The sequence below is a fragment of the Agrobacterium genomosp. 2 str. CFBP 5494 genome (assembly GCF_900013495.1).
Classification (GTDB): domain Bacteria; phylum Pseudomonadota; class Alphaproteobacteria; order Rhizobiales; family Rhizobiaceae; genus Agrobacterium; species Agrobacterium pusense.
On sequence record NZ_LT009718.1, the window covers coordinates 906,333 to 928,113 of the forward strand.

Annotated in this window: 16 protein-coding genes and 1 tRNA gene; 10 read left to right on the forward strand and 7 right to left on the reverse strand. The window is 59.6% G+C overall.

What is annotated here, in order from left to right; genetic code table 11:
- Positions 1-9: 9 nt before the first annotated feature.
- The 3 genes from zwf to AGR2A_RS04295 all read right to left on the reverse strand — a co-directional run bounded on the left by zwf (position 10) and on the right by AGR2A_RS04295 (position 4,360).
- Positions 10-1,485 carry a glucose-6-phosphate dehydrogenase gene (zwf, locus tag AGR2A_RS04285; RefSeq protein ID WP_004440062.1) on the reverse strand — a complete coding sequence of 492 codons (1,476 nt, stop codon included), beginning with the start codon at positions 1,483-1,485 and terminating at the stop codon, positions 10-12.
- Between the two features lie 136 nt (positions 1,486-1,621).
- A complete protein-coding gene (locus tag AGR2A_RS04290) occupies positions 1,622-2,908 on the reverse strand; it encodes an NAD(P)/FAD-dependent oxidoreductase (protein WP_072493985.1) in 1,287 nt (428 codons plus the stop codon).
- A 12-nt stretch (positions 2,909-2,920) separates the two neighbouring features.
- Positions 2,921-4,360 (reverse strand): glutamine synthetase family protein, encoded by a 1,440-nt coding sequence (locus tag AGR2A_RS04295; protein WP_072493986.1) that lies wholly within the window; start codon positions 4,358-4,360, stop codon positions 2,921-2,923.
- A gap of 123 nt (positions 4,361-4,483) precedes the next feature.
- Between AGR2A_RS04295 and AGR2A_RS04300 the strand changes: the two genes are divergently transcribed.
- From AGR2A_RS04300 to AGR2A_RS04315, 4 genes are all read left to right on the forward strand, one after another.
- Complete coding sequence (locus AGR2A_RS04300; RefSeq protein ID WP_072493987.1) at positions 4,484-5,668, forward strand: NAD(P)/FAD-dependent oxidoreductase; 1,185 nt, start codon at positions 4,484-4,486, stop codon at positions 5,666-5,668.
- Between the two features lie 357 nt (positions 5,669-6,025).
- Complete coding sequence (locus tag AGR2A_RS29965) at positions 6,026-6,160, forward strand: hypothetical protein (protein WP_262621252.1); 135 nt, start codon at positions 6,026-6,028, stop codon at positions 6,158-6,160.
- 255 nt (positions 6,161-6,415) lie between these two features.
- Complete coding sequence (locus AGR2A_RS04310) at positions 6,416-7,288, forward strand: LysR family transcriptional regulator (protein ID WP_045532720.1); 873 nt, start codon at positions 6,416-6,418, stop codon at positions 7,286-7,288.
- 142 nt (positions 7,289-7,430) lie between these two features.
- Entirely contained in the window at positions 7,431-7,754 is a 324-nt protein-coding gene (locus AGR2A_RS04315; protein ID WP_006698168.1) for a hypothetical protein, read from the forward strand.
- A gap of 65 nt (positions 7,755-7,819) precedes the next feature.
- Here AGR2A_RS04315 and AGR2A_RS04320 read toward each other — a convergent pair whose 3' ends face one another.
- Together AGR2A_RS04320 and aceA are read right to left on the reverse strand one after the other, a co-directional pair.
- The gene (locus tag AGR2A_RS04320; RefSeq protein ID WP_004432604.1) at positions 7,820-8,077 is read right to left on the reverse strand and encodes an SMc00767 family acetate metabolism repressor; all 258 of its coding nucleotides are present in this window, start codon (positions 8,075-8,077) and stop codon (positions 7,820-7,822) included.
- 84 nt (positions 8,078-8,161) lie between these two features.
- Positions 8,162-9,451 carry an isocitrate lyase gene (gene aceA, locus AGR2A_RS04325; protein ID WP_004440074.1) on the reverse strand — a complete coding sequence of 430 codons (1,290 nt, stop codon included), beginning with the start codon at positions 9,449-9,451 and terminating at the stop codon, positions 8,162-8,164.
- A 256-nt stretch (positions 9,452-9,707) separates the two neighbouring features.
- Between aceA and AGR2A_RS04330 the strand changes: the two genes are divergently transcribed.
- From AGR2A_RS04330 to AGR2A_RS04350, 5 genes are all read left to right on the forward strand, one after another.
- Positions 9,708-11,123, forward strand: coding sequence for a helix-turn-helix domain-containing protein (locus tag AGR2A_RS04330; RefSeq protein WP_006698166.1), 1,416 nt, complete (start codon positions 9,708-9,710; stop codon positions 11,121-11,123).
- 152 nt (positions 11,124-11,275) lie between these two features.
- Entirely contained in the window at positions 11,276-12,373 is a 1,098-nt protein-coding gene (locus AGR2A_RS04335) for a polyamine ABC transporter substrate-binding protein (RefSeq protein ID WP_004432613.1), read from the forward strand.
- Positions 12,374-12,507: 134 nt separating this feature from the next.
- On the forward strand, positions 12,508-13,665 hold the full coding sequence (locus AGR2A_RS04340; protein WP_022555646.1) for an ABC transporter ATP-binding protein: 1,158 nt from the start codon (positions 12,508-12,510) through the stop codon (positions 13,663-13,665).
- Between the two features lie 11 nt (positions 13,666-13,676).
- A complete protein-coding gene (locus AGR2A_RS04345; RefSeq protein WP_004440081.1) occupies positions 13,677-14,585 on the forward strand; it encodes an ABC transporter permease subunit in 909 nt (302 codons plus the stop codon).
- A gap of 4 nt (positions 14,586-14,589) precedes the next feature.
- A complete protein-coding gene (locus tag AGR2A_RS04350) occupies positions 14,590-15,402 on the forward strand; it encodes an ABC transporter permease (RefSeq protein ID WP_004440083.1) in 813 nt (270 codons plus the stop codon).
- A gap of 308 nt (positions 15,403-15,710) precedes the next feature.
- Here the strand turns inward: AGR2A_RS04350 and AGR2A_RS04355 are convergent, their stop codons facing one another.
- Positions 15,711-17,375 (reverse strand): ABC transporter permease, encoded by a 1,665-nt coding sequence (locus AGR2A_RS04355; RefSeq protein WP_167378173.1) that lies wholly within the window; start codon positions 17,373-17,375, stop codon positions 15,711-15,713.
- Positions 17,376-17,454: 79 nt separating this feature from the next.
- Entirely contained in the window at positions 17,455-21,198 is a 3,744-nt protein-coding gene (locus AGR2A_RS04360) for an ATP-binding protein (protein WP_072493990.1), read from the reverse strand.
- A gap of 314 nt (positions 21,199-21,512) precedes the next feature.
- Between AGR2A_RS04360 and AGR2A_RS04365 the strand changes: the two genes are divergently transcribed.
- Positions 21,513-21,589: transfer RNA gene (locus AGR2A_RS04365), tRNA-His, on the forward strand.
- Positions 21,590-21,781: the final 192 nt, after the last annotated feature.

Consider the following 21,781-nt stretch of genomic DNA (forward strand, 5'->3'; position numbering starts at 1 on the left):
CGCGCGCCCTCAGTCGGCATCGTGCCAGGTACGACCGTCACGCTCGATCAGTGCGATCGAGCCGCTCGGCCCCCAGGTTCCTGCCGTGTAACCCTGCACGCCCTGACCAAGCTCTTCCCAGCTCTTGAGAATTGGGTCAATCCAGTCCCATGCGGCCTCGACCTCGTCGCGGCGCATGAACAGCGTCTGGTTGGACCGGATGGTATCCATCAGCAGGCGCTCATAGGCGTCGGGGCTGCGCACGTTGAAGGCTTCGGCAAAGCTCATGTCCAGCGACACCTGGCGCAGGCGCATGCCGCCCGGGCCTGGGTCCTTGATGAGGAGCGACTGCTTGACGCCTTCATCCGGCTGCAGGCGAATGACCAGCTTGTTGGCCTCGATCTTGCCTGCCGCGTCGTCGAAGATCGAATGCGGGATCTGCTTGAAGGTGACGACGATTTCCGAAACGCGGGTCGCGAGGCGTTTACCGGTGCGGATGTAGAAGGGAACGCCCGCCCAGCGCCAGTTTGCAATTTCAGCCTTGATGGCGACGAAGGTTTCGGTGTTGGAAACGCCGCCTTCGAGCTCTTCCAGATAGCCCTTGACCGGGCCACCTGCGGAAGCGCCGGCGCGGTACTGGCCCCGAACCGTCAGCTTTTCGACGTTGCTGGTGTCGATCGGCTTCAGCGAACGCAGAACCTTCAACTTTTCGTCGCGCACGGCTTCGGCGTTCATGGAAGCCGGCGGCTCCATGGCGACGAGGCAGAGCAGCTGGAGAATATGGTTCTGCACCATGTCGCGCAACGCGCCGGCCTTGTCGTAATAACCGGCGCGACCTTCGAGACCGACTGCCTCGGCAACCGTGATCTGCACGTGGTCGATATGCGCGGAATTCCACAGCGGCTCGTAAAGCGCGTTGGCGAAACGCAGCGCCATCAGGTTCTGCACCGTCTCCTTGCCGAGATAGTGGTCGATGCGGAAGATCTGCTCTTCCTTGAAGACATGGCCGATGGTGTCGTTGAGTTCCTGCGCCGAGGCGAGGTCGCGGCCGATCGGCTTTTCAACGACGATGCGGGTCGAGCGGGTGATGAGCTTGTGTTCGCGGATCTTGTCGGCGATATCGCCGAAAATTCCGGGCGCGACAGCGAGATAGAAAGCGCGCACGCGCTCTTTACCTTCGTCCAGCAGCTTCTTCAGCACGTCCCAGCCATTGTTGCCCTTGGCGTCAACGGGCACGTAGAAAAGCCTGTTCAGGAACACGGCAACCTGCGCGTCGTCATACTCGCCGGCCTTCAGATGCTCCTTCAGGGCGTCCTGTGCGAATTTGCGATATTCCTCATGGGTCATGACCGAACGCGACGCACCGATGATGCGGGTCGGCTCCGTGAACTGCCCTTCGATCTGCCGGTGATAAAGGGCCGGCAGAAGCTTGCGCTCGGCAAGATCGCCCGTGCCGCCGAAAACGACACAATCAAAAGGTTCAACAGGAATGATCTGACTGCTCATATCGATTCTCTCGATCTTCAAGGGTTGGGGCATCAATAATCTAATCGATTTAAAAATGCCAGACTCAGTTATGTGAAATTATGAATTTTGCTTTTGCCGGTGTGCTTGCCGCCGGTAATGGACTGTAAACATTGGACTAAAACCTGTCTCGCAATGCAAACCACGAAAGCGCCAGGAAAAGCAGCGGCGCGCGCAGTGACGTTCCGCCCGGAAAGGCCGGCACTTTAAGCCGCGCGAATGGCGCCAGCATGTCCTTTTTGCCGAGCACCAGATCGGCATAAAGCTTGCCGCAATAATTCGACAGCATCACGCCGTGGCCTGAATATCCACCGATGGAGGTGACACCTGGCATGACCTCACGCACGAAGACCTTGCGCGGTAGAGTGATGCCGACGGAGCCGCCCCAGGAATGGGTGATGTCGATATCCTTCAGCTCGGGATAGATTTCCGCGATCTGCCGGCGTATGTGGCTGGAAATATCCCGCGGCGTATCTGCCGTGTAAGCTTCGCGGCCGCCGAACAACAGCCGGTTATCGGCCGTCTTGCGGAAGTAACGCACCACAAACCGTGAATCCGCCACGGCCTCTCGGTCTGGAATGATGCCGGGGAAGGCATCCAGCGGTGCGGTTGCGCCGATGAAGGAGCGGATCGGCATGATATGGGCTGCCGTTATCGGTTCCAGATTGCCGATATAGGCATTGGTCGCAATCAACACCCGTGGCGCAGTGATGGTGCCGAAAGGGGTGTCGATGATGGTCTTGCCGCCCACTTGCCGGATGGATTTCGCAGGCGTCATCTCGTAAATCTGAGCACCCGCATCTTTCGCGGCTTTCGCAAGCCCGACCAGCAGCTTAAGCGGGTGTATATGGCCGGTGCCGGTGTCGCGGGTGCCGCCGAAATAATGAGCGGAGCCGACGCGTTTGCGCGCTTCGCCACGCTCCATGTAGGAAATATGCGGATAGCCGTAGCGGTTGTTCATCGCATCGACGCTGCGGCGATAGTCGTCCTCGTAACCTGCCTTGTGCGCCACATAGAGTTGGCCCGGCAGATAATCCATGTCGATGCCGCGGCTGCTTGCGAAATCGCGCACATAATTTTTGGCGTTTTCGGCGATGTCGAACAGCAGCTTCGATTGCTCGAAGCCAATCTCTTCCTCAAGCTCATCGGGGAAAGAGCGCTGGCCGGTGCCGAACTGGCCGCCATTTCGGCCGGAAGCGCCATCGCCAAAACGATGCGCTTCGATGAGGGCGACCGAGACGCCGTTTTCAGCGAGATTACAGGCGGCCTGAAGACCCGTGTAACCACCGCCGATGATCGCGACATCCACCTGCTTCGACCCATCGAGCGCGGGATAGTCCGGCCGCTCACCGATGGTTGCCTGATACCAGGATAGTCCCGGCGCAATCGGGCTTTGCCATGTCATGCTCGGGATTCCTTACACGTTGAGAAGCAGGAACTCGCGCTCCCAGGGGCTGATGACCTGCATGAAGGTCTCGAATTCCCCCCGCTTCAGACCGGCATAAAGGCCGACAAATTCGTGACCGAAGATCCGGTCGAACTGTGCCTCGCCCTCCAGCAAGGCGACCGCTTCAAGCAGGCCACGCGGCAGGTCGATCGAGCCTTCATTGGCAGTATCGGCGGTGGGTTCGGTCGGCTCCATGCTGTTGACGATGCCGAGCCAGCCGCAGCCGAGCGAGGCCGCGAGCGCCAGATAGGGGTTGGCGTCCGAGCTGGGCAGGCGGTTTTCGACGCGCCGCGCCTGCGGGCCGGAAATCGGCACGCGGAAGGCCGTCGTGCGGTTGTCGTAACCCCAGGCATTGTTCACCGGGCAGGCCATGTCAGGCGTCAGGCGGCGGTAGGAATTCACATAGGGCGCCAGCATGACCAGCGCATTCGGAACGTAACGCTGCATGCCGCCGACAAAGGAGAAGAATTCTTTCGAAGGGCTGCCGTCTTCATTGGAGAAGATGTTGCGGCCGCTATCGATTTCTACCACCGACTGGTGGATGTGCATGGCCGAACCCGGCTGGCCCTGCATGGGCTTGGCCATGAAGGTGGCATAGATGCCGTGCTTCAGCGCGGCTTCGCGAATGGTGCGCTTGAACAGGAACACCTGGTCGGCAAGCTCGATCGGATCGCCATGGCGCAGGTTGATTTCCAGCTGTGCCGGCCCTTCCTCATGGATGAGCGTATCGATCTCCAGACCCTGCTTTTCGGAGAAGTGATAGATATCGTCGATCAGTTCGTCGAACTCGTTGATGCCGGCGATGGAATAGCTTTGACCGCCAACGATGGAGCGTCCCGACCGACCCTTTGGCGGATGCAGCGGATAGTCCGGATCGTCATTCATGGCGACGAGGTAGAATTCGATTTCCGGTGCCACCACCGGCTTCCAGCCCTTTTCGGTATAGAGCGAAAGCACGTTCTTCAAAACGTTGCGCGGCGTGTAGGGCACGAAATTGCCTTCCGCATCCACCACGTCACAGATCACCTGCGCGGTCGGGTCGGTTTCCCAGGGCACGACGGAGAGGGTGGAAAGATCAGGCACCAGCTTCAGATCGCTGTCGCGCGGCTCGTAGCGGAAATTGGCGGTCTCATCGGGATATTCGCCCGATATCGTGTGGCGATAGAGCGCCGAGGGTAGAGCAAGCGAGGTATCGCCCGTGAATTTCGCCGTCGGCATCATTTTGCCGCGGGGGACGCCGGCAAGGTCGGGCGTGATGCATTCTATGTCTTCTATCCCACGCGCCCTCAGCCATTGCGCGGCTTCGCGCCAGGAGGAAACGCCACGGGTGGAGGAAAGGTCGAGGGGAGGGGTCTTCTTTGCCATGGTTGCCTGTTTTTTCGGGCGGAGCATGGTTTTCTTGGCGGGCATGTATCACCGGGTCTGTGTTTCGACTGTCGCCATCATAACCGTAGTTTGGCAATTGGCGAGGGGGAAAGCGCCATTGACAAGCGGCGGCACTTGGAAAAGAGGAAAGGAAACGAAACGGATGGAATGATGGCAGATAAATGTGACGTGCTGATTTTGGGGGCGGGCGCCGCCGGCATGATGTGCGCCATCCGCGCCGGCCAGCGCGGCCGCTCCGTCGTCGTTCTCGACCATGCGAAAGCGCCGGGCGAAAAGATCCGCATCTCCGGCGGCGGCCGCTGTAACTTTACCAATATCCACGCCGGGCCGAGGAATTATCTCTCTGCCAACCCGCATTTCGCCAAATCCGCGCTTGCCCGATATACGCCGCGCGATTTCATCGCCCTTGTCGAAAAACACCGTATCTCCTGGCACGAAAAGACGCTCGGCCAGCTTTTCTGTGATGACAGCGCCAAGGATATCATCCGCATGCTGCTGGCTGAAATGCAGGCGGTGAATGCGAAGCTTCGGCTCGAAACGTCAGTCTCCGCCGTGGCCCATGACGGCGGCCGTTTTCGGGTGTCGACCTCGGGTGGCGTCATCGAGGCGGAGAGCCTCGTCGTCGCGACAGGCGGCAAGTCTATCCCGAAGATGGGCGCGACCGGTTTTGCCTACCAGATCGCCGAAGAGTTCGGCCTCAAGCTCATTGAAACCCGCCCCGGCCTCGTTCCGCTGACGCTTGATCCCGGTCTTCTGGAAAAGCTGAGCCCGCTTGCCGGTGTCGCTGTTCCAGCTGAGGTTTCCCATGGCAAAACCTCGTTTGAGGAAGCGCTATTGTTCACCCATCGCGGTTTGAGCGGTCCTTCCATACTGCAAATCTCCTCATACTGGCGCGAGGGCAATCCCATCCGCCTGAAGCTTGAGCCGCATCGCGATTTGGCCGCGGTGTTGAAGCAGGCCAAACAGAAAAACGGCCGTCAGTCCGCCCAGACCGCCCTGTCGGAGATCCTTCCGAAGCGGCTCGCCCAGCATGTCGTCGAACAATCCGGCCTCACCGGCCATCTTGCCGATATGTCCGACAAGGCTCTGGCGAAGCTGGCGGCAGAGGTGCAGGACTGGCAGATCAAGCCCGCCGGTTCGGAAGGTTATCGCACCGCGGAGGTCACGCTCGGCGGCGTGGACACGACCGGCCTCGATTCCCGCAGCATGGCGGCGAAATCCGTGCCCGGCCTCTATTTCATCGGCGAATGTGTCGATGTGACCGGCTGGCTCGGCGGTTATAATTTCCAGTGGGCCTGGGCGTCCGGCCAGGCGGCCGGCGAATTCGCGTGATCGTCTCTGGCCGTGGAAAAGATCGGACCTCTCTCCTTCGTCATGCGGGACTTGATCCGGCATCCAGCCATGGCGCTTCTGCGCCGTAAGGAGTCTTTCGCGATTAAGGACTTGATCGCGCTCGACCCCGGAACTAGTCCGGGGTGACGGAGCTGATGAGACCTGTTCGCCAACCCAGTTCAGTTGGTAAAGTTGTGGCCCTTCCTCGCTTTTTTAATAATCTGTTAACGGGGGACGAGTCATCCTGACCAAATGCCAGCAAGGCCGGATCGCTCAATGATCCCGCTGCACATGATGTCACGCTGGAAGCCCTTAAGAGGGCATGGGTCGGTTGAGTTTTTCGTCTGGAGCCCGCGCATGAACAGATCTGCACATCGCCGCCCTCGCGCCATTGCCATCGCCCGCACTGACAACGAGAGCCGGCAGTTGGCCTTTCGGCTGAGCCTCATCGCAGCCGGTGCTCTCGCAGCCCTTATCGCCCTCTTCCATTGATCGACGGCTTCTCGCCTTCACAAAGTTGATAAGCGCGCTGAAAAACCGTGACATCCGTGATGCCTCGGCCATATCCCTGTAAAACTTTTCTTCCTGCAGAATGGCTTCACGCCGTGTGCGCGGTCGCTGATTTTCGATAATGGCCCGTGCTGCAAAAATCGCGTGCATGTTCGCTCTCCTTCTTACTGCGGAGGGCCATGATGCACGCCGTTTTTTGATTTATCTGCGCAAGAAAATGCGCTACGTTTTTCAATTATGAAAAACGTCACCTGGGATTCCTACCAGCTTTTCCTTGATGTGTCACGCAGCGGTGGCCTGACGGGTGCCGCCGCGCTGACGGGCTTAAGCCCCGCGACCATAGGGCGGCGCATGGTCGAGCTGGAGGAGCGGATCGGCAAGGCGCTGTTCCAGCGCAGCCAGACGGGATACGCCCTCACAGTGGACGGCCGTGCGTTGTTCGACAGACTTCAGGCTATGGAGAATGCGGCCAGGGATATCGAGGGGTGGCAGAAGGCGTCATCGGCCTCGTCCATCGTGCGGATTGCCGTGGGCACCTGGAATGCCTGGCTCTTGACCAGCAACTTCTCCGCCATCTGCACGGATCGCGATGATTTCCGCATCGACCTTTTTATTGCCGAGCAGAGGGCGTCTCTGGCGCATCGCGAAAACGATATCGGTATCCGCGCTTTCGAGCCGCAGGAGCGCAATCTCGCTGCCATCAAGACGGGGGAGGTTGCCTACGCTCCCTACAGGCTGCGCAATGCCGCCGCCACTGTCGCTGACCGCTGGCTGTCGGTAGCCGAGGAAAACGCCATTTCAACCTATCTTCGCTGGCCGCATGAAAACCGGAGCAACGAGATCGTCGTAACGGTGAACCGGCCAACGGCGCTTCTCGATCTTGTCCTGTCAGGGGCGGGGATCGCGGTGCTTCCCTGTTTCGTGGGCGATGCGGATGCGCGCCTCGTCCGGGAGGGCGGCGAAATCGAACCGCTGCGCCACAATCAATGGATCGTCATGAATAATGACGATCGCCACCGACCCGATATCAGGACGGTGGCGGATCGGATGACCCGTCTGATCAAGAGCCATTCCGATCTCTACGCCGGACGCAAGAGCCGCCCGGCATAGATGAAATTACGTTCAGTTGTATAAATAAATTTTAATAATTTATAGTTGCGTGCGCATCAAAATATCCATAGGTTGCCTTTTGTAAGTTTAACCCTTTCAGGTTGAGGCCGCCATGATAGTTTCAGCATCATACGTAAATGCGATGTCCGCAGCAGGAACGCCGGAAGAAGCAGCAAAGCTCTTTTATGCAGCAGTCAGTAAGGGGCTCGCGGCAGTTGTTGCCGATGCTCTTTCGCAATCCGTCACGGCAATTGCGCCGGCAGCCTCAGGCACCAAGATCGCAGGCTGGGAAAAGCTCGTGGGAGGCGTGGCGATGCATCTGGCGTGGGAATCGCCGGCCGTTCTGAACCCGATTCCCCTGACGCAACTTGCCTGCTTCGCTCCCTATGCGCCCCAACTCCAAGGTAACGTGGAGGCGATGGGCGTCAATGTAAGCATCGGCGTTTCCGTGTCGGCGAGCTTCTGAGGCGGCCACTTCTGACGTCTGCACTGAAGGCCGGAACATCGATTATGATGTTCCGGTCTTTCGTTTCACGCGGCGTCACGCCCCTGCGCAACGATGACGGGGATAAGCAGATCACCCCAGTTGCCGCCGCCGCCATGGTGGCGGGCCGAGCGGACCAGCTCGACGGAAACGCCGGCCTCGACGGCTTTCATGACGGCCTGGTTGAGGCGGTGCAGGTCATTGGCCAGCATGCGGATGGCAGCCTGCTGATCCTGCGTCATGGCGGAGGATTGCTCCTCGGCGCGTTCCTTGACGTGCGTCTTGATGGGATTGTGGGCGTTCATGGCATTTCTCCTCTCGTTATTGTCAGGGGTTTTTGATCTGCTTTGCAAGCCCTTCCCGCGATGGGGAAGGGCGGTTTTCTTGATTTATTCGGCCGCCGGGCGGAACTGGTCGTGCTCGGTGGATTCCTTCATGGCCGTGGTGGACGACGTGCCGCCAGAGATCGCCAGAGACACGGCGTCGAAATAGCCGGTGCCGACTTCGCGCTGGTGCTTGGTGGCGGTGTAACCATTGGCCTCTGCTGCGAATTCCGCCTCCTGAAGCTCGGAATAAGCCGCCATCTGCCGGTCCCTGTAGCCGCGCGCCAGTTCGAACATGCCGTAGTTGAGCTGGTGGAAGCCAGCGAGCGTGATGAACTGGAACTTGTAGCCCATCGCGCCTAGCTCGCGCTGGAACTTCGCAATCGTCGCGTCGTCGAGGTTCTTTTTCCAGTTGAACGACGGCGAGCAATTGTAGGCGAGCTTCTTGCCCGGATGCACCTTGTGCACGCCTTCCGCAAACCTGCGCGCCTGTTCCAGATCCGGCTTTGATGTTTCGCACCAGATCAGGTCGCAATAGGGCGCATAAGCCACCGCGCGGGCAATGCAGGGCTCCAGACCGTTCTTGACCTGATAAAAGCCCTCAACGGTGCGCCCGGCATCGTAATCCACGAAGGGACGGTCGCGCTCGTCGATGTCAGAGGTCAGAAGCTTGGCGGCCTCCGCGTCCGTGCGGGCGATGACCAGCGTTGGTACACCCATGACGTCGGCCGCAAGCCGCGCTGCCGTCAGGTTGCGGATGTGCGCCGCCGTCGGGATCAGAACCTTGCCGCCGAGATGGCCGCACTTCTTTTCCGATGCCAGCTGATCCTCATAGTGAACACCTGCTGCACCTGCCTCGATGAAGGCCTTCATGATCTCGAAGGCGTTGAGCGGCCCGCCGAAACCGGCCTCCGCATCGGCAACGATCGGCGCGAACCAGGTGTCGACAGAAAGGCCCTTGCCCTCCGCGGTCTCGATCTGGTCGGCGCGTTGCAGGGTGCGGTTTATGCGCTTGGCCAGCTCCGGCGCTGCATTGGCGGGATAGAGCGACTGGTCCGGATACATGGCCGAGGCCGTGTTCGCATCCGCTGCAACCTGCCATCCCGAGAGATAAATCGCCTTCAGCCCGGCGCGAACCATCTGCATGGCCTGGTTGCCCGAGAGCGCACCCAGCGCATTGACGAAATTCTCCTCGTTGATCAGCTTCCACAGCCGGTTCGCACCCATTTCGGCCAGCGAATGGCGGATTTCGACGGAGCCGCGCAGCCGCTCCACGTCGGCGGCGGTATAGGTGCGCTCGATGCCGTCGAAACGTCCCTGCGGTGCGCCCGGAACAAGTTTGTAAAAATCCGTCATACTTCTCTCTCCCATGATAAATGCGGTTTTCGTAGCGGGCCGTCTTGAACATCATATGGCGCCGTTTGATGTGACTACATTTACATTTTTCGAGATTTGATCGCCAGAACAAACATAAAAACAGTGACTTGAAAGAGGTTATCCTGTAGTGTGCATGACAGAGTGACGCTGTAAAAATGTAAATTTTGTAAAGGAGTATGATCCGTCGATTTTGTAATGGAATTGTATGTGTTGACGGGGGTGGAGGGGAAAGGCTGTGTCGGAAAACAAGATTTTTGCGGGCCCGCGCGTGCGCCGCATTCGCAACGGTCTCGCGCTGACGCAGACGGCCATGGCCGAGGCGCTGGCGATTTCGCCGTCCTATCTCAATCTCATCGAGCGCAACCAGCGGCCGCTGACGGTGCAGCTGCTTTTGAAGCTCGCCTCTGTGTACAAGGTCGATCTGGATGACCTGCAGGGCGAAAGCGCCGGTTCCGCCGGGCAGCTGCGCGAGGTCTTCGCCGATCCGCTGCTGGTCGGCGAAGTGCCGTCGCCGCAGGAACTGATTGAGGTCGCCGATGCCGCGCCCAATGCGGCAAGTGGTGTTCTCAAGCTATACCGGGCTTACCGGGAACAGGCGCAGCGCCTCTCCGATCTCTCCGATCTTCTGGCGCGGGAGGGTCATGAAACGATGCTTTCCTCCACTCGCCTGCCGATCGACGAGGTGCGACACGTCTTTGAAAACCGCCCGGCCTACTTCCATTCCATCGATGCGGCTGCGGAAGACCTCCACAAACATTTGTCGACGGGCGATGATCTCGCCTCCGGCGTTCGCGCATGGCTCCAGAAAAACCACGGCATCGTTGTCCGCACCCTGCCGGTTCACGCTATGCCGAACCTCCGGCGACGTTACGACCGGCATTCCATGCGGCTTTTTTTATCCGAGCGCCTGTCGCAGCCGGATCAGCTGAGGGAAATGGCGATGGAGACCTGCCTTCTGGCGCTGCGCGAAGAAATCGGTACGGAGCTTGAAGGGCTTGGCCTGAAAGGGGAAGAGGCGAGACGCATTGCCCGCTTCGAACTGGCGCGTTACGCCGCTCATGCGTTGATGATGCCCTATGGCGCATTCCTCGGCGCCGCCCAGCGGGCGAAGTACGATCTCGAAGTCTTGCGGTCGCGTTTCAACGTATCGTTCGAACAGGCGGCCAATCGCCTTGTCAGCCTGCAGCGGCCGACAGCCGCGGCGATCCCGTTTTTCCTGATGGAAATCGACAATGCCGGTAACCGTTTTCGCCTTGCGGGGGCCGGCGGTTTTCCAAGGGCGCGTTTTGGCGGCCTCTGTCCGCGTCTCAATATTCATGCGGCTTTCGCCCAGCCGGGACAAGTGCTCGTGGAAGCGGTCGAGATGCCCGACGGGGATGCTTTCCTCACGGTGTCGCGCACGCTGGAAGGTCCGCAGGCTGGTTTCGGCGAGAGGGTGCGGCGAACGGCGGTGCTTCTGGGCTGCGATTTCGCTCAGGCGGCAGAGACCGTCTATGGCCCGGCCGCTTCGGGCGCTGCGCCCGTCGCCGTCGGTCCTTCGTGCCGGCTGTGCGAAAGACAGGGCTGTCTTTCGCGGGCGGAAGCGCCGCTCACGCGGCCGCTGGGGCTGGATGAAATGGTCACCGGCCTCAGTGTTTTCGACTTCCAGTAGGTGTTTTCATTCGCTTTTTTGCGACCGGAACACATTTGGTTGAAAATGCTGTGCTGCACATTTCCCCCTTGCTCCCTTCTGTTTTCCTTTCTAGTCTCTCCGAAAAAAGGGGATCACGCTCCCGTCGTGAGGATGCGTTAACAGGAGACATCATGAAAAACCGTTCTCTCCGCCTGACCTTGGCTCTCACCACCGCGCTCGTTGCAGCAGGCTCGGCAATGGCCCAGGAAAAGGTCGTCCACGTCTATAACTGGTCGGATTATATCGACGAATCGATCCTCGCCGATTTCACCAAGGAAACCGGCATCAAGGTCGTCTATGACGTTTTCGACAGCAATGAACTTGTGGAAACCAAGCTGCTGGCCGGCAGCTCCGGATATGATGTCGTCGTGCCCACCGGCCCCTTTCTCGCCCGCCAGATCAATGCCGGCGTGTTCCAGAAACTTGACAAGTCCAAGTTGCCGAATCTGAAAAACATGTGGCCCGAGGTTTCCGAGCGTCTGGCGAAATACGACCCCGGCAACGAATATGCCGTGAACTACATGTGGGGCACCACCGGCATCGGTTATAACGTCGCCAAGGTGAAGGCTGCGCTGGGCGATGTTCCGGTCGATAGCTGGGATATTCTGTTCAAGCCGGAAAATGCTGAAAAGCTGAAATCCTGCGGCATCAATATTCTCGATGCGTCGGACGAGACCTTCGCCATTGCCATGAATTATCTCGGCAAGAACCCGGACAGCAAAGAAACCGCCGATCTCGAGGCGGGCGGCGATGTCTACATGAAGATCCGCCCCTATGTGAAGACCTTCAACTCCTCCGCCTATATCGATGAACTGGCGAATGGCGACAGCTGCATCACCATCGGCTGGTCGGGCGACATCCTCCAGGCGAAGAGCCGCGCCGAGGAAGCCAAAAATGGCGTCGAGGTGAATTACGTCATCCCGAAGGAAGGCACCTACATGTGGTTCGACAACCTTGCCATCCCGGCGGATGCCAAGAATGTCGAAGAAGCGCACGCCTTCATCAACTATCTGATGCGGCCGGAAGTCATTGCCAAGGCGTCGAACTACGTTCAGTACGCCAATGGCAACCTTGCTTCGCAGGCGCTGATGGATGAGTCTGTCGCCAAGAACCCGGCAGTCTATCCCGATGCCGAGACGCTGAAGAAGCTCTTCACGATCTCGCCTTACGGACCGAAGGAACAGCGCGTGCTGAACCGCGTCTGGACGCAGATAAAGACCGGCAGCTGACACCTCCGCCCGCTGGTTGAGGAACGGCCGGCGGGCCTGTTCCTCTGATCCTTTGCCGGCAGGTCCGTTACCTGCCGGTATTGCCCGCCCCGAAGCATCGATCGACAGACCAACGGGATTTGAGGGTAGGGTGAATGGCGAAAACTCTAGGGCCGGTCAAACGCAAATTTAGCCCCTGGGACAATCCCGATGCGGTGCCCTTCATCCGCTTTGAAAACGTCACCAAACGTTTTGGCGATTTCGTCGCCGTCAACAATCTGACGCTCGATATTTACGAGCGTGAGTTCTTCTCGCTGCTTGGTCCGTCGGGCTGCGGCAAGACCACGCTGATGCGCATGCTGGCTGGTTTCGAGGAGCCGACCGAGGGCCGTATCCTGCTGCAGGGCAAGGATATTTCCGGCGTGCCGCCCTACAAGCGCCCGACCAATATGATGTTCCAGTCCTATGCGCTTTTCCCGCACATGTCGGTAGAAAAGAACGTCGCTTTCGGTCTGGAGCAGGATGGCCTGCCCAAGGCGGATATCGTCGCCCGCGTCGAGGAAATGCTGCGCCTCGTCAAGCTCACGGAATTCGCCAAACGCAAGCCGAGCCAGCTTTCCGGCGGGCAGCGGCAGCGCGTGGCGCTTGCCCGATCGCTTGCCAAGCGGCCGAAGGTGCTTCTCCTCGATGAGCCGCTCGGCGCGCTCGACAAGAAGCTGCGTGAGGAAACGCAATTCGAACTGATGGATATCCAGACCAATCTCGGTCTCACCTTCCTCATCGTCACCCACGATCAGGAAGAGGCGATGACGGTGTCGGACCGCATCGCCGTCATGGACAAGGGCATTGTCGTGCAGGTGGCGACGCCCGCCGAGATATATGAAGCGCCGAACAGCCGCTACGTGGCCGATTTTATCGGTGACATCAATATTTTCGACGCCAATGTCGTCGCCAATGCTTCCGATATCGGCAGGCCCGGCCTCGTGACACTGGATTGCGACGGGCTGAAGGTGGCGGTTGAGCAGGAATGCGCCGCTGCCGCCGGTAGCCAGGTGGCTTTCGCCATCCGGCCGGAGAAGGTGCGCATCTCGCTCGATCAGCCTGCCGATAGCAGCATCAACTCCGCCTATGGCGAGGTATGGGATATCGGCTATCTGGGCGACTTCTCGGTCTTCATTGTCAAGCTTGCCGATGGCCGCGTCATACGCGCCGCACAGGCAAATGTCTCGCGTCTAGTGGATCGCCCGATTACCTTCGGCGATATGGTGTGGCTGAACTGGAAGCCGGACTCCGGCCTCGTCCTGACGCGCTGAGGGAGGCTTCGATGGCGATCACCACTCCCGAAAACCGGCAAAGCCCCTGGCGCTGGCTGGTCGTCGCGGTTCCCTATTTCTGGCTGCTGCTGTTTTTTGCAGCCCCCTTTTTCATCATCTTCAAAATCTCGCTGTCGGATACGGCGATCTCCATGCCGCCCTATACCCCTGTCTTCGAAGGCTTCTCGAGGCTCGGTGATTTCTTTTCGCAGCTGGATTTCGAAAATTACCTCTTCCTGACGGAAGACCCGCTATACATCGACGCCTATCTATCGTCGTTGCGCATCGCCTTCATTTCCACCTTCCTGCTTTTGCTGATCGGTTATCCCATGGCGCTGGCCATGGCCCGCGCGCCGTCTTCCGTGCGGCCGACGCTGGTTATGCTGGTGATCCTGCCTTTCTGGACTTCGTTCCTGATCCGCGTTTACGCCTGGATCGGGATTCTGAAGCCGGAAGGCCTGCTGACGGTGCTGTTCCAGTGGCTCGGATTGCTCGGGCCGGACCAGCAGGTCAACATCTTCCGCACCGAAACCGCGATCTTCATCGGTATCGTTTATTCCTACTTGCCCTTCATGGTACTGCCGCTTTATTCCGCGCTGGAAAAGCTGGACAATACGCTGCTGGAAGCGGCCGCCGATCTGGGTTGCCCGCCTTGGAAAGCCTTCTGGAAGATTACGTTCCCGCTCTCCCTGCCGGGTGTCGTGGCCGGCTCGATGATCTGCTTCATCCCGATAACAGGTGAATTCGTCATCCCCGATCTCCTCGGCGGCGCACAGACGCTAATGATCGGCAAGACGCTCTGGACGGAATTCTTCGGCAACCGCGACTGGCCGCTGGCATCAGCCGTTGCCGTGCTGCTTCTGCTGTTGCTGGTCGTGCCCATCGCCATCTTCCAGAACCAGCAAAAGAAGGTGGGGTGAGGCCATGAAGCGCGGAAAATTTGACATCACCGTCCTCACACTCGGTTTTGCCTTTCTTTATATCCCGATCATCATCCTGATCGTTTATTCCTTCAATGCTTCCAAGCTTGTCACCGTCTGGGGCGGCTTCTCGCTGCAATGGTACAGGTCCATGTGGTCGAATGAAGGGTTGATGGATGCCGCCTGGGTGACGTTGCGCGTGGGTATCCTCAGCGCCACCATCGGCACCATCCTCGGGACACTCGCGGCGCTGTCGTTGACGCGCTTTGCGCGTTTTCCGGGCCGGGTGCTGTTTTCCGGCATGATCTATGCCCCGCTCGTTATGCCGGAGGTGATTACCGGCCTGTCGCTGCTGCTGCTCTTCGTGGCCGTCGGCGTGGATCGCGGTTTCTGGACGGTGGTCATTGCGCACACCACCTTTACCATGTGTTATGTGGCGATTGTGGTGCAGTCGCGTCTTTTGACTTTTGATCGAAGTCTCGAGGAAGCCGCGCTTGATCTTGGCTGCCCACCGGTCAAGACCTTCTTCCGTATCACCCTGCCGCTGATCTTTCCCGCCGTTATTGCCGGCTGGATGCTGGCCTTTACCCTGTCGCTCGATGATCTCGTCATTGCCAGCTTCGCCACCGGACCGGGTGCGACGACGCTGCCGATCAAGATCTATTCGCAGGTTCGCCTCGGCGTGACCCCGGAAATCAATGCCATCTGCACCATCCTGATCGGGCTTGTGACCGTCGGCGTCATCGTCGCCTCAATCGCCTCGAAGCGCACGGAGTTGCAGCGGATGCGCGATGAACACGCCGCGGCGCGAAACTGACCGGAGAGAATTCTACGATTTTTTCGCGTTACTGTTGAAACGCCAATAAAATCAGAAACCTGTAATTTAGTTTCGGGGCTTTACGGTTCCAGAATAGGAATTTTCGTCGGTGATTGATCGATTTTGGTTTTAACTGCTTGTTAATGGGAGTTGGCGGAAAGTAAACCCAACGCAGGGTCGTCATATGACTGATGGCCGGGATTGATAATTTCCATCTGGCGAGATTGTCCCCCTTTCTCTCGTTGAAAAGCACACCTTACAGGCGGCCGCAAGGCCGCCTTTCTTTTTTTGTCTCATTGGCGGGACGTTCATCGGTTTTCAGGATGATCCATCGACCTGGAAACGAGAAGGACGGGGACAAGCCCGGCGATGATGATGATGATCGCCGGTACGGCGGCATCCTGCACCTTGGAGCGTGAGGCATTCTCGTAAACAAGCGTGGCAAGCGTATTGAAGCCGAAGGGTCTCAGCAGGATGGTTGCCGGCAACTCCTTCATGGACTCGATCAGGACCAAAAGGAAAGCGGTCAACGCCGCGGGCCGCATATTGGGCAACAGCACCCTGAACAGCGTCTGCGCCCGGTTCCGCCCAAGCGTTCGTGAAGCCATGTCGATATGCGGCGAAAGCTTCTGGAAACCGGCATCCAGCGTGCCTTCCGCCATGGTCATGAAACGCACGGCGTGCGCATAGATGATGGCAAAGGCCGTGCCGGAGAGCAGCAGGCCGGTGGAAAACCCGAAATGAGTACGGAAGAACCCGTCCACCCCGTTGTCGAGAGCCGCGAGTGGAATGAGCACGCCGATGGCGAGCACCGTTCCCGGCACCCCATATCCCATGGAGCCGAAGCGGGCGGCAAACTTCGATGTTCGTGACCGCCCCGTGCGGATGGCGTATGAAAAGACGAAAGCCGCAACCAGCGTGACCAGGGCCGCGGCAAAGGAAACTTCGAGGCTGTGCCCGAGTGCCTTGAGAAGTTTCGGCGCAAGCAGCGCATCGAACCGCTTGGCCGCGTAACCACCCAGCACGATGACGGGAATGAGAAAGCCACTCGTCACGGGCAGGAAGCAGAAAACAGTTGCCGCACCGCGCCGCCAGCCGGTCAGCGACTTCAACCGATGGCGCTGCGTCATGTTTGTCGCCTTGGGTGCACCGAAGCGCTGTTTTTCCCGGGCGTTGCGTTCGATTACGATGAGCGCGCCGACGATGATGAGGATGACGGCGGCGATCTGCGTTGCATTGGCGAGATTGCCGCGGTTGAGCCAGGTCTCGTAAATGGTGAAGGTCAGCGTTTGTACGCCGAGATATTCGACCGCGCCGATATCGTTGAGGGTCTCCATCAAGACCAGAGAAAGCCCGATGGCAATCGCCGGTCGCGCCATCGGCAATTGTACGGAGAAGAACACGTCGAGAGGCTTTGCGCCGAGCGTGCGTGCGGCTTCGGCTGCAAAACGCCCCTGCATGGAAAAGGCGGCACGGGCCGAGAGATAGACATAGGGATAGAGCACCGAGCTCAGGACGATGACCGCACCGCCGAGGGAACGGATATCGGGAAACCAGTAGTCGCGTATGCTGTGATAGCCGAAAGCAGCACGCAATAAGCTCTGCACGGGCCCGGTAAAGTCGAGAAACTCACCGAACGCATAAGCGGCGAGATAAGATGGAATGGCGAGCGGCAGGACGAGCGCCGCCGACAGCAGCCGCCGCAACGGAAACTCGAACGTGGTGACAAGCCAGGCGCAGACAATGCCGAAGAAAGCGGTCGTCGCTGCCGTTGCTCCGAGCAGCATGAACGTACGAAATCCGGCTCGCGGCAGGACGTTGACGAGAAGATGTCGCCACCCCTCCGTGCTGCCGGTCAGCGCCAGCCAGAAGATCGCCAGAACGGGCATGGCGGCGATGGCCGAAACAATGATGGCCGCAATCGGCAATAGAGAAACGCGTTTTGTCGCGGGAAGGGGAACCGTCATGGGCATGCGAGCCTGCTGTCCTGCATAGGCCTTGACCGGCTGGTTCTCCAGCCGGCGGCTTTCGCATTGCTACGCCCGCATGACCTCAGTTGGCAAGGACCCGCTGTGACGGAAAGGTGATTTCCACCAGCGTGCCTTCGTTGGGTGTCGAGGTGATGGAGAAATTCGCCCGGTTGGCGTCCACCATGGCCTTGGTCAACGGCAGGCCGAGCCCGGTGCCGTCACCGCGTACACGTTTGCCGGAAGAAGCCACCTGCCGGAACGGCTTCATCGCCTGTTCCAGTTCCGCCCGCGTCATGCCGATACCGGTGTCGCGGATGCGAAGCGACACGCTGCCATTGGCCTCATAGGCAGTGGATACAACGATCTGCCCGCCTGACGGGGTGAAGCGAATGGCGTTCGACAGGATGTTCAGCACGATCTGCTTGATCGATCGCAGGTCGGCGACGATCTGCGGCACGGATTGCGCAAGCGCCGTGCGGATGATGACGCGCTGGTTGTTTGCCTGCGGCTGCACCAGCGAGACCGCTTCGGCTACCGTTTCGTTGAGCGGGACGGCGATGAAGTCGACATCCATCTGCCCCGCCTCGATCTTGGATATATCGAGGAGATCGTTGACGATATCGAGCACATGCCGGCCGGAACGGCCGATATCATTGGCGTATTCCACATAACGCGGATGGCCGATCGGCCCGAAACGTTCAGTCGCCATCATGTCCGCAAAGCCGATGATGGCGTTGAGCGGCGTGCGGATTTCGTGGCTGACGCGCGCCAGGAAGTCGGTCTTGTGGGCATTGGCGGTTTCCGCCGCGCGCTTGGCGTTGCGCAGTTCTTCTTCGGTGCGCTTCCACTGGGTGATGTCGCGGATTACGGCGCAATAGCCATGTGAGGATTTGAGCCGCCCGATGGTCATGAACAGCGGCAGGAAACCGCCGGATGCTTCGCGGCCGATCACTTCGCGGCCATCGTTCAGCACGCTCGCAACACCGTTATTGGCGAGGCCGGAGAGATAGTCCAGCACGGCGCGCTGGCTCTCATGGGCAAAGAGCGTGACGAAAGGCTTGCCGGCAATTTCGCCATTGTCATAGTTGAACAGCGCGCTGGCCGAGCGGTTGAGGGAGCGGATTTCGCCTTCGTCGCCCAAAAGCACCACGCCGTCAGTGGCCGTTTCAAGAATGGAGTGCAGTTCCTCGACTTCGCCCTGAAGCAGGGAGATGCTGCCGGCTTGCGCGCTCTGCGCCGCGGTGTTTTCATTGGCGGCGGCAACCGGCGCTGCCTTTTCTTCCAGCGGAACGAGAGAAAGCATCAGCGCCTTCGTCTCTTCCCAGCGGATGGATTGCAGCCGCGCTCTGACAGGAATGATATCGTTTTCGGCGCTGACAACCACCATGCCCCCTTCATTGTCAGGCATGTCTTCGAGCTCCTGCCTCTGCAGCAGGGCTTCCAGCCCACCCACTTCTTCGAGTTCGGCGAGAGAGTCATAGCCCGTCAGCCGCAGGAAATCCGGATTGGCGTGGATCAGCCTGTCGCCGGCATGCACGAGAAGGGCAACGGGCATCTGGTCCAGCGTCTCGGCCGTCAGCGCGTCGGCGGGGCGAGGTACAGGACTGACCATTGCTGCCGCGACTTCGGCAACCGGCCGCTCTTCGGCGATGGCCTGCTGCTGCATTTCGTCCGAACCGCTTTCCGCTACGGGTTCGCTGACGGCCGCAGGCTGTTCACCCCGAACATAGTCGGCAAAAAGATCGTCGTCCTGCGCTGGCGCCGTGGCCTTGAGGTCAGTCTCGGAAGGTGCGCTGTCAGGCGCATCCGCATCCACGTCCTGTTGGATATCATGCGTGTCCAAATCGATGGAAACGGTTTCCGCATCCGTTTCCCGGCCGTCTTCGAAAGCAGTATCCGCTGGCGCCAGGGCGCGGCCGATCTCGCGGAAGGCGGCCTGCTCACCGGCGGTCAGGCCTTCGCGGGAGCGCGAACGGCGCTCTTCCAGACGAACGATCTTGTCGGAGGAAGACGGTTCCGGTGCAGTTGCCGGGGCTTCGAATTCGGGCGGGGTATAATCATGATGCTGTTCGTCGGTCGAAACGTCGTCCGCTGCATCGTCTGCCGCTCCGACCTCCGCGGCCGGGATTTCATCGTCAGTAGCCGATCCGGGAGTGTCCTCCGCATCGTCATCCTCATCGATGAAGGCCAGCAATTCATGGCTCGTGCTGTCGACGGTTGGCTCCGGAGAAACCTCCGCCGGATCAGACTCTTCGCCCTTCAAGAAGGTAAGGCCGATGGCGTGCGGGTCCTCTGTGGCGTCGGCCAGACGCACGATCCCGAAACCGCGAAAACCGTCAAATTCCCGCGAGCGGGTATAGGTAGGCAGGGCGGCGAGATCGATCGGCACCATCAGCGATGTGCCTTCCACCGGCCAATGGATTGTCTTGCCCGACCACGTGTCGCGGCGGCCGAGAAGCTCACGGATCTTTCCGTCGGGATCGAGATTGAACAGGGCCGCAACGTCGGCAAAGCCCATGCCCTCCACCGCAGCCGCCCTGGCACCCACGGCCTCGGCAAATTCATGAGAGATGGAGCTGAACCGTCCTTCAGCGTCGATTTTCCAGACGAAACGGGATGCGCGGGCGCCGGCGTTGAAGGCAAAAGGCTGGGCCTGTTCGACTGCTTCGGTCTCGATTGCAGCATCCTCGTCCGCCGGTGGCGCAACCGGGGATGCCGCGGTTTCGGTTACCTCGTCCTTTGCGACGAAACTCTCCGCATCGAGAGCCTCTTCGGCGGGTTCGTCGTCCGTCTTCTTGGTGAAGGGTGCCTCCGCCTCATCCTCATCCAGTTCAAAAAGATCGGCAATGTCGTCAGTCATCGCCACGTCCGCAGCCGCATCGGCGTCCTGCGTGAAAAGCGCCGCGGGGGCCTCCTGCTTCTCTTCCGCAAAGGGCAGAAGCCTGTCTTCATCCTGTCCGGATACCGCTTCTTCCTCCGCGTCGGACGGCTGCTCCTGCGGGTCTTCCACCTCTTCGATGTCTGCGACAGCATCGAGAACGGCGTCGAAAGAGGCAGCCGTTGCGACAACAGGCGCCGTCTCTGCAACCGGCGACGCAGGCTCGGCGACCGGGACGTCCTGCGGCTTGTCCTCGGCAAAACCATCGGGGTCGAGTGTGCCCAGTGCGGTTTCGACCACGAAGATCAGGTTGAGTTCGGGCGTGGTGGTGATTTGGCCGGCGGCTGCGGGCAGATAACCCTTTCCGGTGGGTACCGGGCGTTTGACGAGATGCCCCGATTGGCGCGCCGCCATTCCAACCAGTGTTCTGGCCGTATGCGGGGTGATGCCGAGTGTAGAGAAGCCGGGCGAGGCGGCAACGATCCGGTTGTCGCCATCGGTGACTGCCATATGGATATCGGGGTCGCCGAAGCCTTCGATCATGCGCCGGGCGCATTCCGCCGTGTCGGGCTCGGCCTGATCGGCGCGGGCAGAAAAGAGTATCGCGGTTTGGCCGGGCTCGGCCTCAATGATCTCCGCGCGCGCAGTCGCGGCAATGCTGCGGAAACCGGAGGTGATGCGGATCGTGAAAGGCAGGCTGTCGCCGGTCTTTGAAAGCCGCGCCGCCGTGGCCGCCAGTTGGCGGAACGTCACGTCCTGCCGCTTCGGTCCCTGTTCCAGGAAGTCATAAACCATCGGCGTGCCAAACAGGGCAGCGCCGCGTCCATTGGCCCATAGAACATGTCCAAGATCAAGCGAGAACAAAGCCATCGCTTCACCGCGCCCGAAACCTTCACGCACCCGTTCATGCACTGCGATATCGATAAAGGGATACTGGACGGCGGGCATGTCGAAACCTATTCTGGCACTACCGGACCTTGCGGGCTCCCGGCTTCCTCATGAAACCGAAACGTAAACCCGCCGAGGCATCACGTTAACAGAATTTTAAATAACTTCACAGGGTCGCCGGGTCCACCGCCCGGCTTATGAATCGCCAAATAGAGTTAACATCAACAGCCTCAATGCCGGCTTTCCGGTGTCAGCCCGCGCTGGAAAAGCGCTTGCCTTTCGCTGCCTTTTTTCGCAAAATTCGGATAGGGACTTGCAAATGGGAAAAACACCTTTTATGTGACCCCCCGTGGCGCCGCTTTGGCGTTTGATGTGCGGTTGTAGCTCAGTTGGTTAGAGCGCAGGTTTGTGGCACCTGAGGTCGGTGGTTCGACCCCACTCAACCGTACCATTCCCCTCTCCCAGTAAGTTTATATGTCACAAGGACTTACCGGGAGAGGGGAAAGTCTATTCCACCGCTGGTCAGATATCACGTTTTCCCGGAAAATAATCTTTGCGGTCACACGGCGCGCGGGTCGTGTTAGGGGCCCTGCGGTTTCAGTCCGGCAAAAACCATTTGGCTAAAATCTCTTGCGCTGGTATT

What these genes read in the sequence shown, in the direction of transcription:
- AGR2A_RS04295 (WP_072493986.1), bottom strand. Translation starts at nt 4,360, where the DNA reads ATGCCCGCCAAGAAAACCATGCTCCGCCCGAAAAAACAGGCAACCATG.
- zwf (WP_004440062.1), bottom strand. Translation starts at nt 1,485, where the DNA reads ATGAGCAGTCAGATCATTCCTGTTGAACCTTTTGATTGTGTCGTTTTC.
- AGR2A_RS04290 (WP_072493985.1), bottom strand. Translation starts at nt 2,908, where the DNA reads ATGACATGGCAAAGCCCGATTGCGCCGGGACTATCCTGGTATCAGGCA.
- AGR2A_RS04335 (WP_004432613.1), top strand. Translation starts at nt 11,276, where the DNA reads ATGAAAAACCGTTCTCTCCGCCTGACCTTGGCTCTCACCACCGCGCTC.
- AGR2A_RS04340 (WP_022555646.1), top strand. Translation starts at nt 12,508, where the DNA reads ATGGCGAAAACTCTAGGGCCGGTCAAACGCAAATTTAGCCCCTGGGAC.
- AGR2A_RS04360 (WP_072493990.1), bottom strand. Translation starts at nt 21,198, where the DNA reads ATGCCCGCCGTCCAGTATCCCTTTATCGATATCGCAGTGCATGAACGG.
- AGR2A_RS04315 (WP_006698168.1), top strand. Translation starts at nt 7,431, where the DNA reads ATGTCCGCAGCAGGAACGCCGGAAGAAGCAGCAAAGCTCTTTTATGCA.
- aceA (WP_004440074.1), bottom strand. Translation starts at nt 9,451, where the DNA reads ATGACGGATTTTTACAAACTTGTTCCGGGCGCACCGCAGGGACGTTTC.
- AGR2A_RS04320 (WP_004432604.1), bottom strand. Translation starts at nt 8,077, where the DNA reads ATGAACGCCCACAATCCCATCAAGACGCACGTCAAGGAACGCGCCGAG.
- AGR2A_RS04310 (WP_045532720.1), top strand. Translation starts at nt 6,416, where the DNA reads ATGAAAAACGTCACCTGGGATTCCTACCAGCTTTTCCTTGATGTGTCA.
- AGR2A_RS04350 (WP_004440083.1), top strand. Translation starts at nt 14,590, where the DNA reads ATGAAGCGCGGAAAATTTGACATCACCGTCCTCACACTCGGTTTTGCC.
- AGR2A_RS29965 (WP_262621252.1), top strand. Translation starts at nt 6,026, where the DNA reads ATGAACAGATCTGCACATCGCCGCCCTCGCGCCATTGCCATCGCCCGC.
- AGR2A_RS04355 (WP_167378173.1), bottom strand. Translation starts at nt 17,375, where the DNA reads ATGCCCATGACGGTTCCCCTTCCCGCGACAAAACGCGTTTCTCTATTG.
- AGR2A_RS04345 (WP_004440081.1), top strand. Translation starts at nt 13,677, where the DNA reads ATGGCGATCACCACTCCCGAAAACCGGCAAAGCCCCTGGCGCTGGCTG.
- AGR2A_RS04300 (WP_072493987.1), top strand. Translation starts at nt 4,484, where the DNA reads ATGATGGCAGATAAATGTGACGTGCTGATTTTGGGGGCGGGCGCCGCC.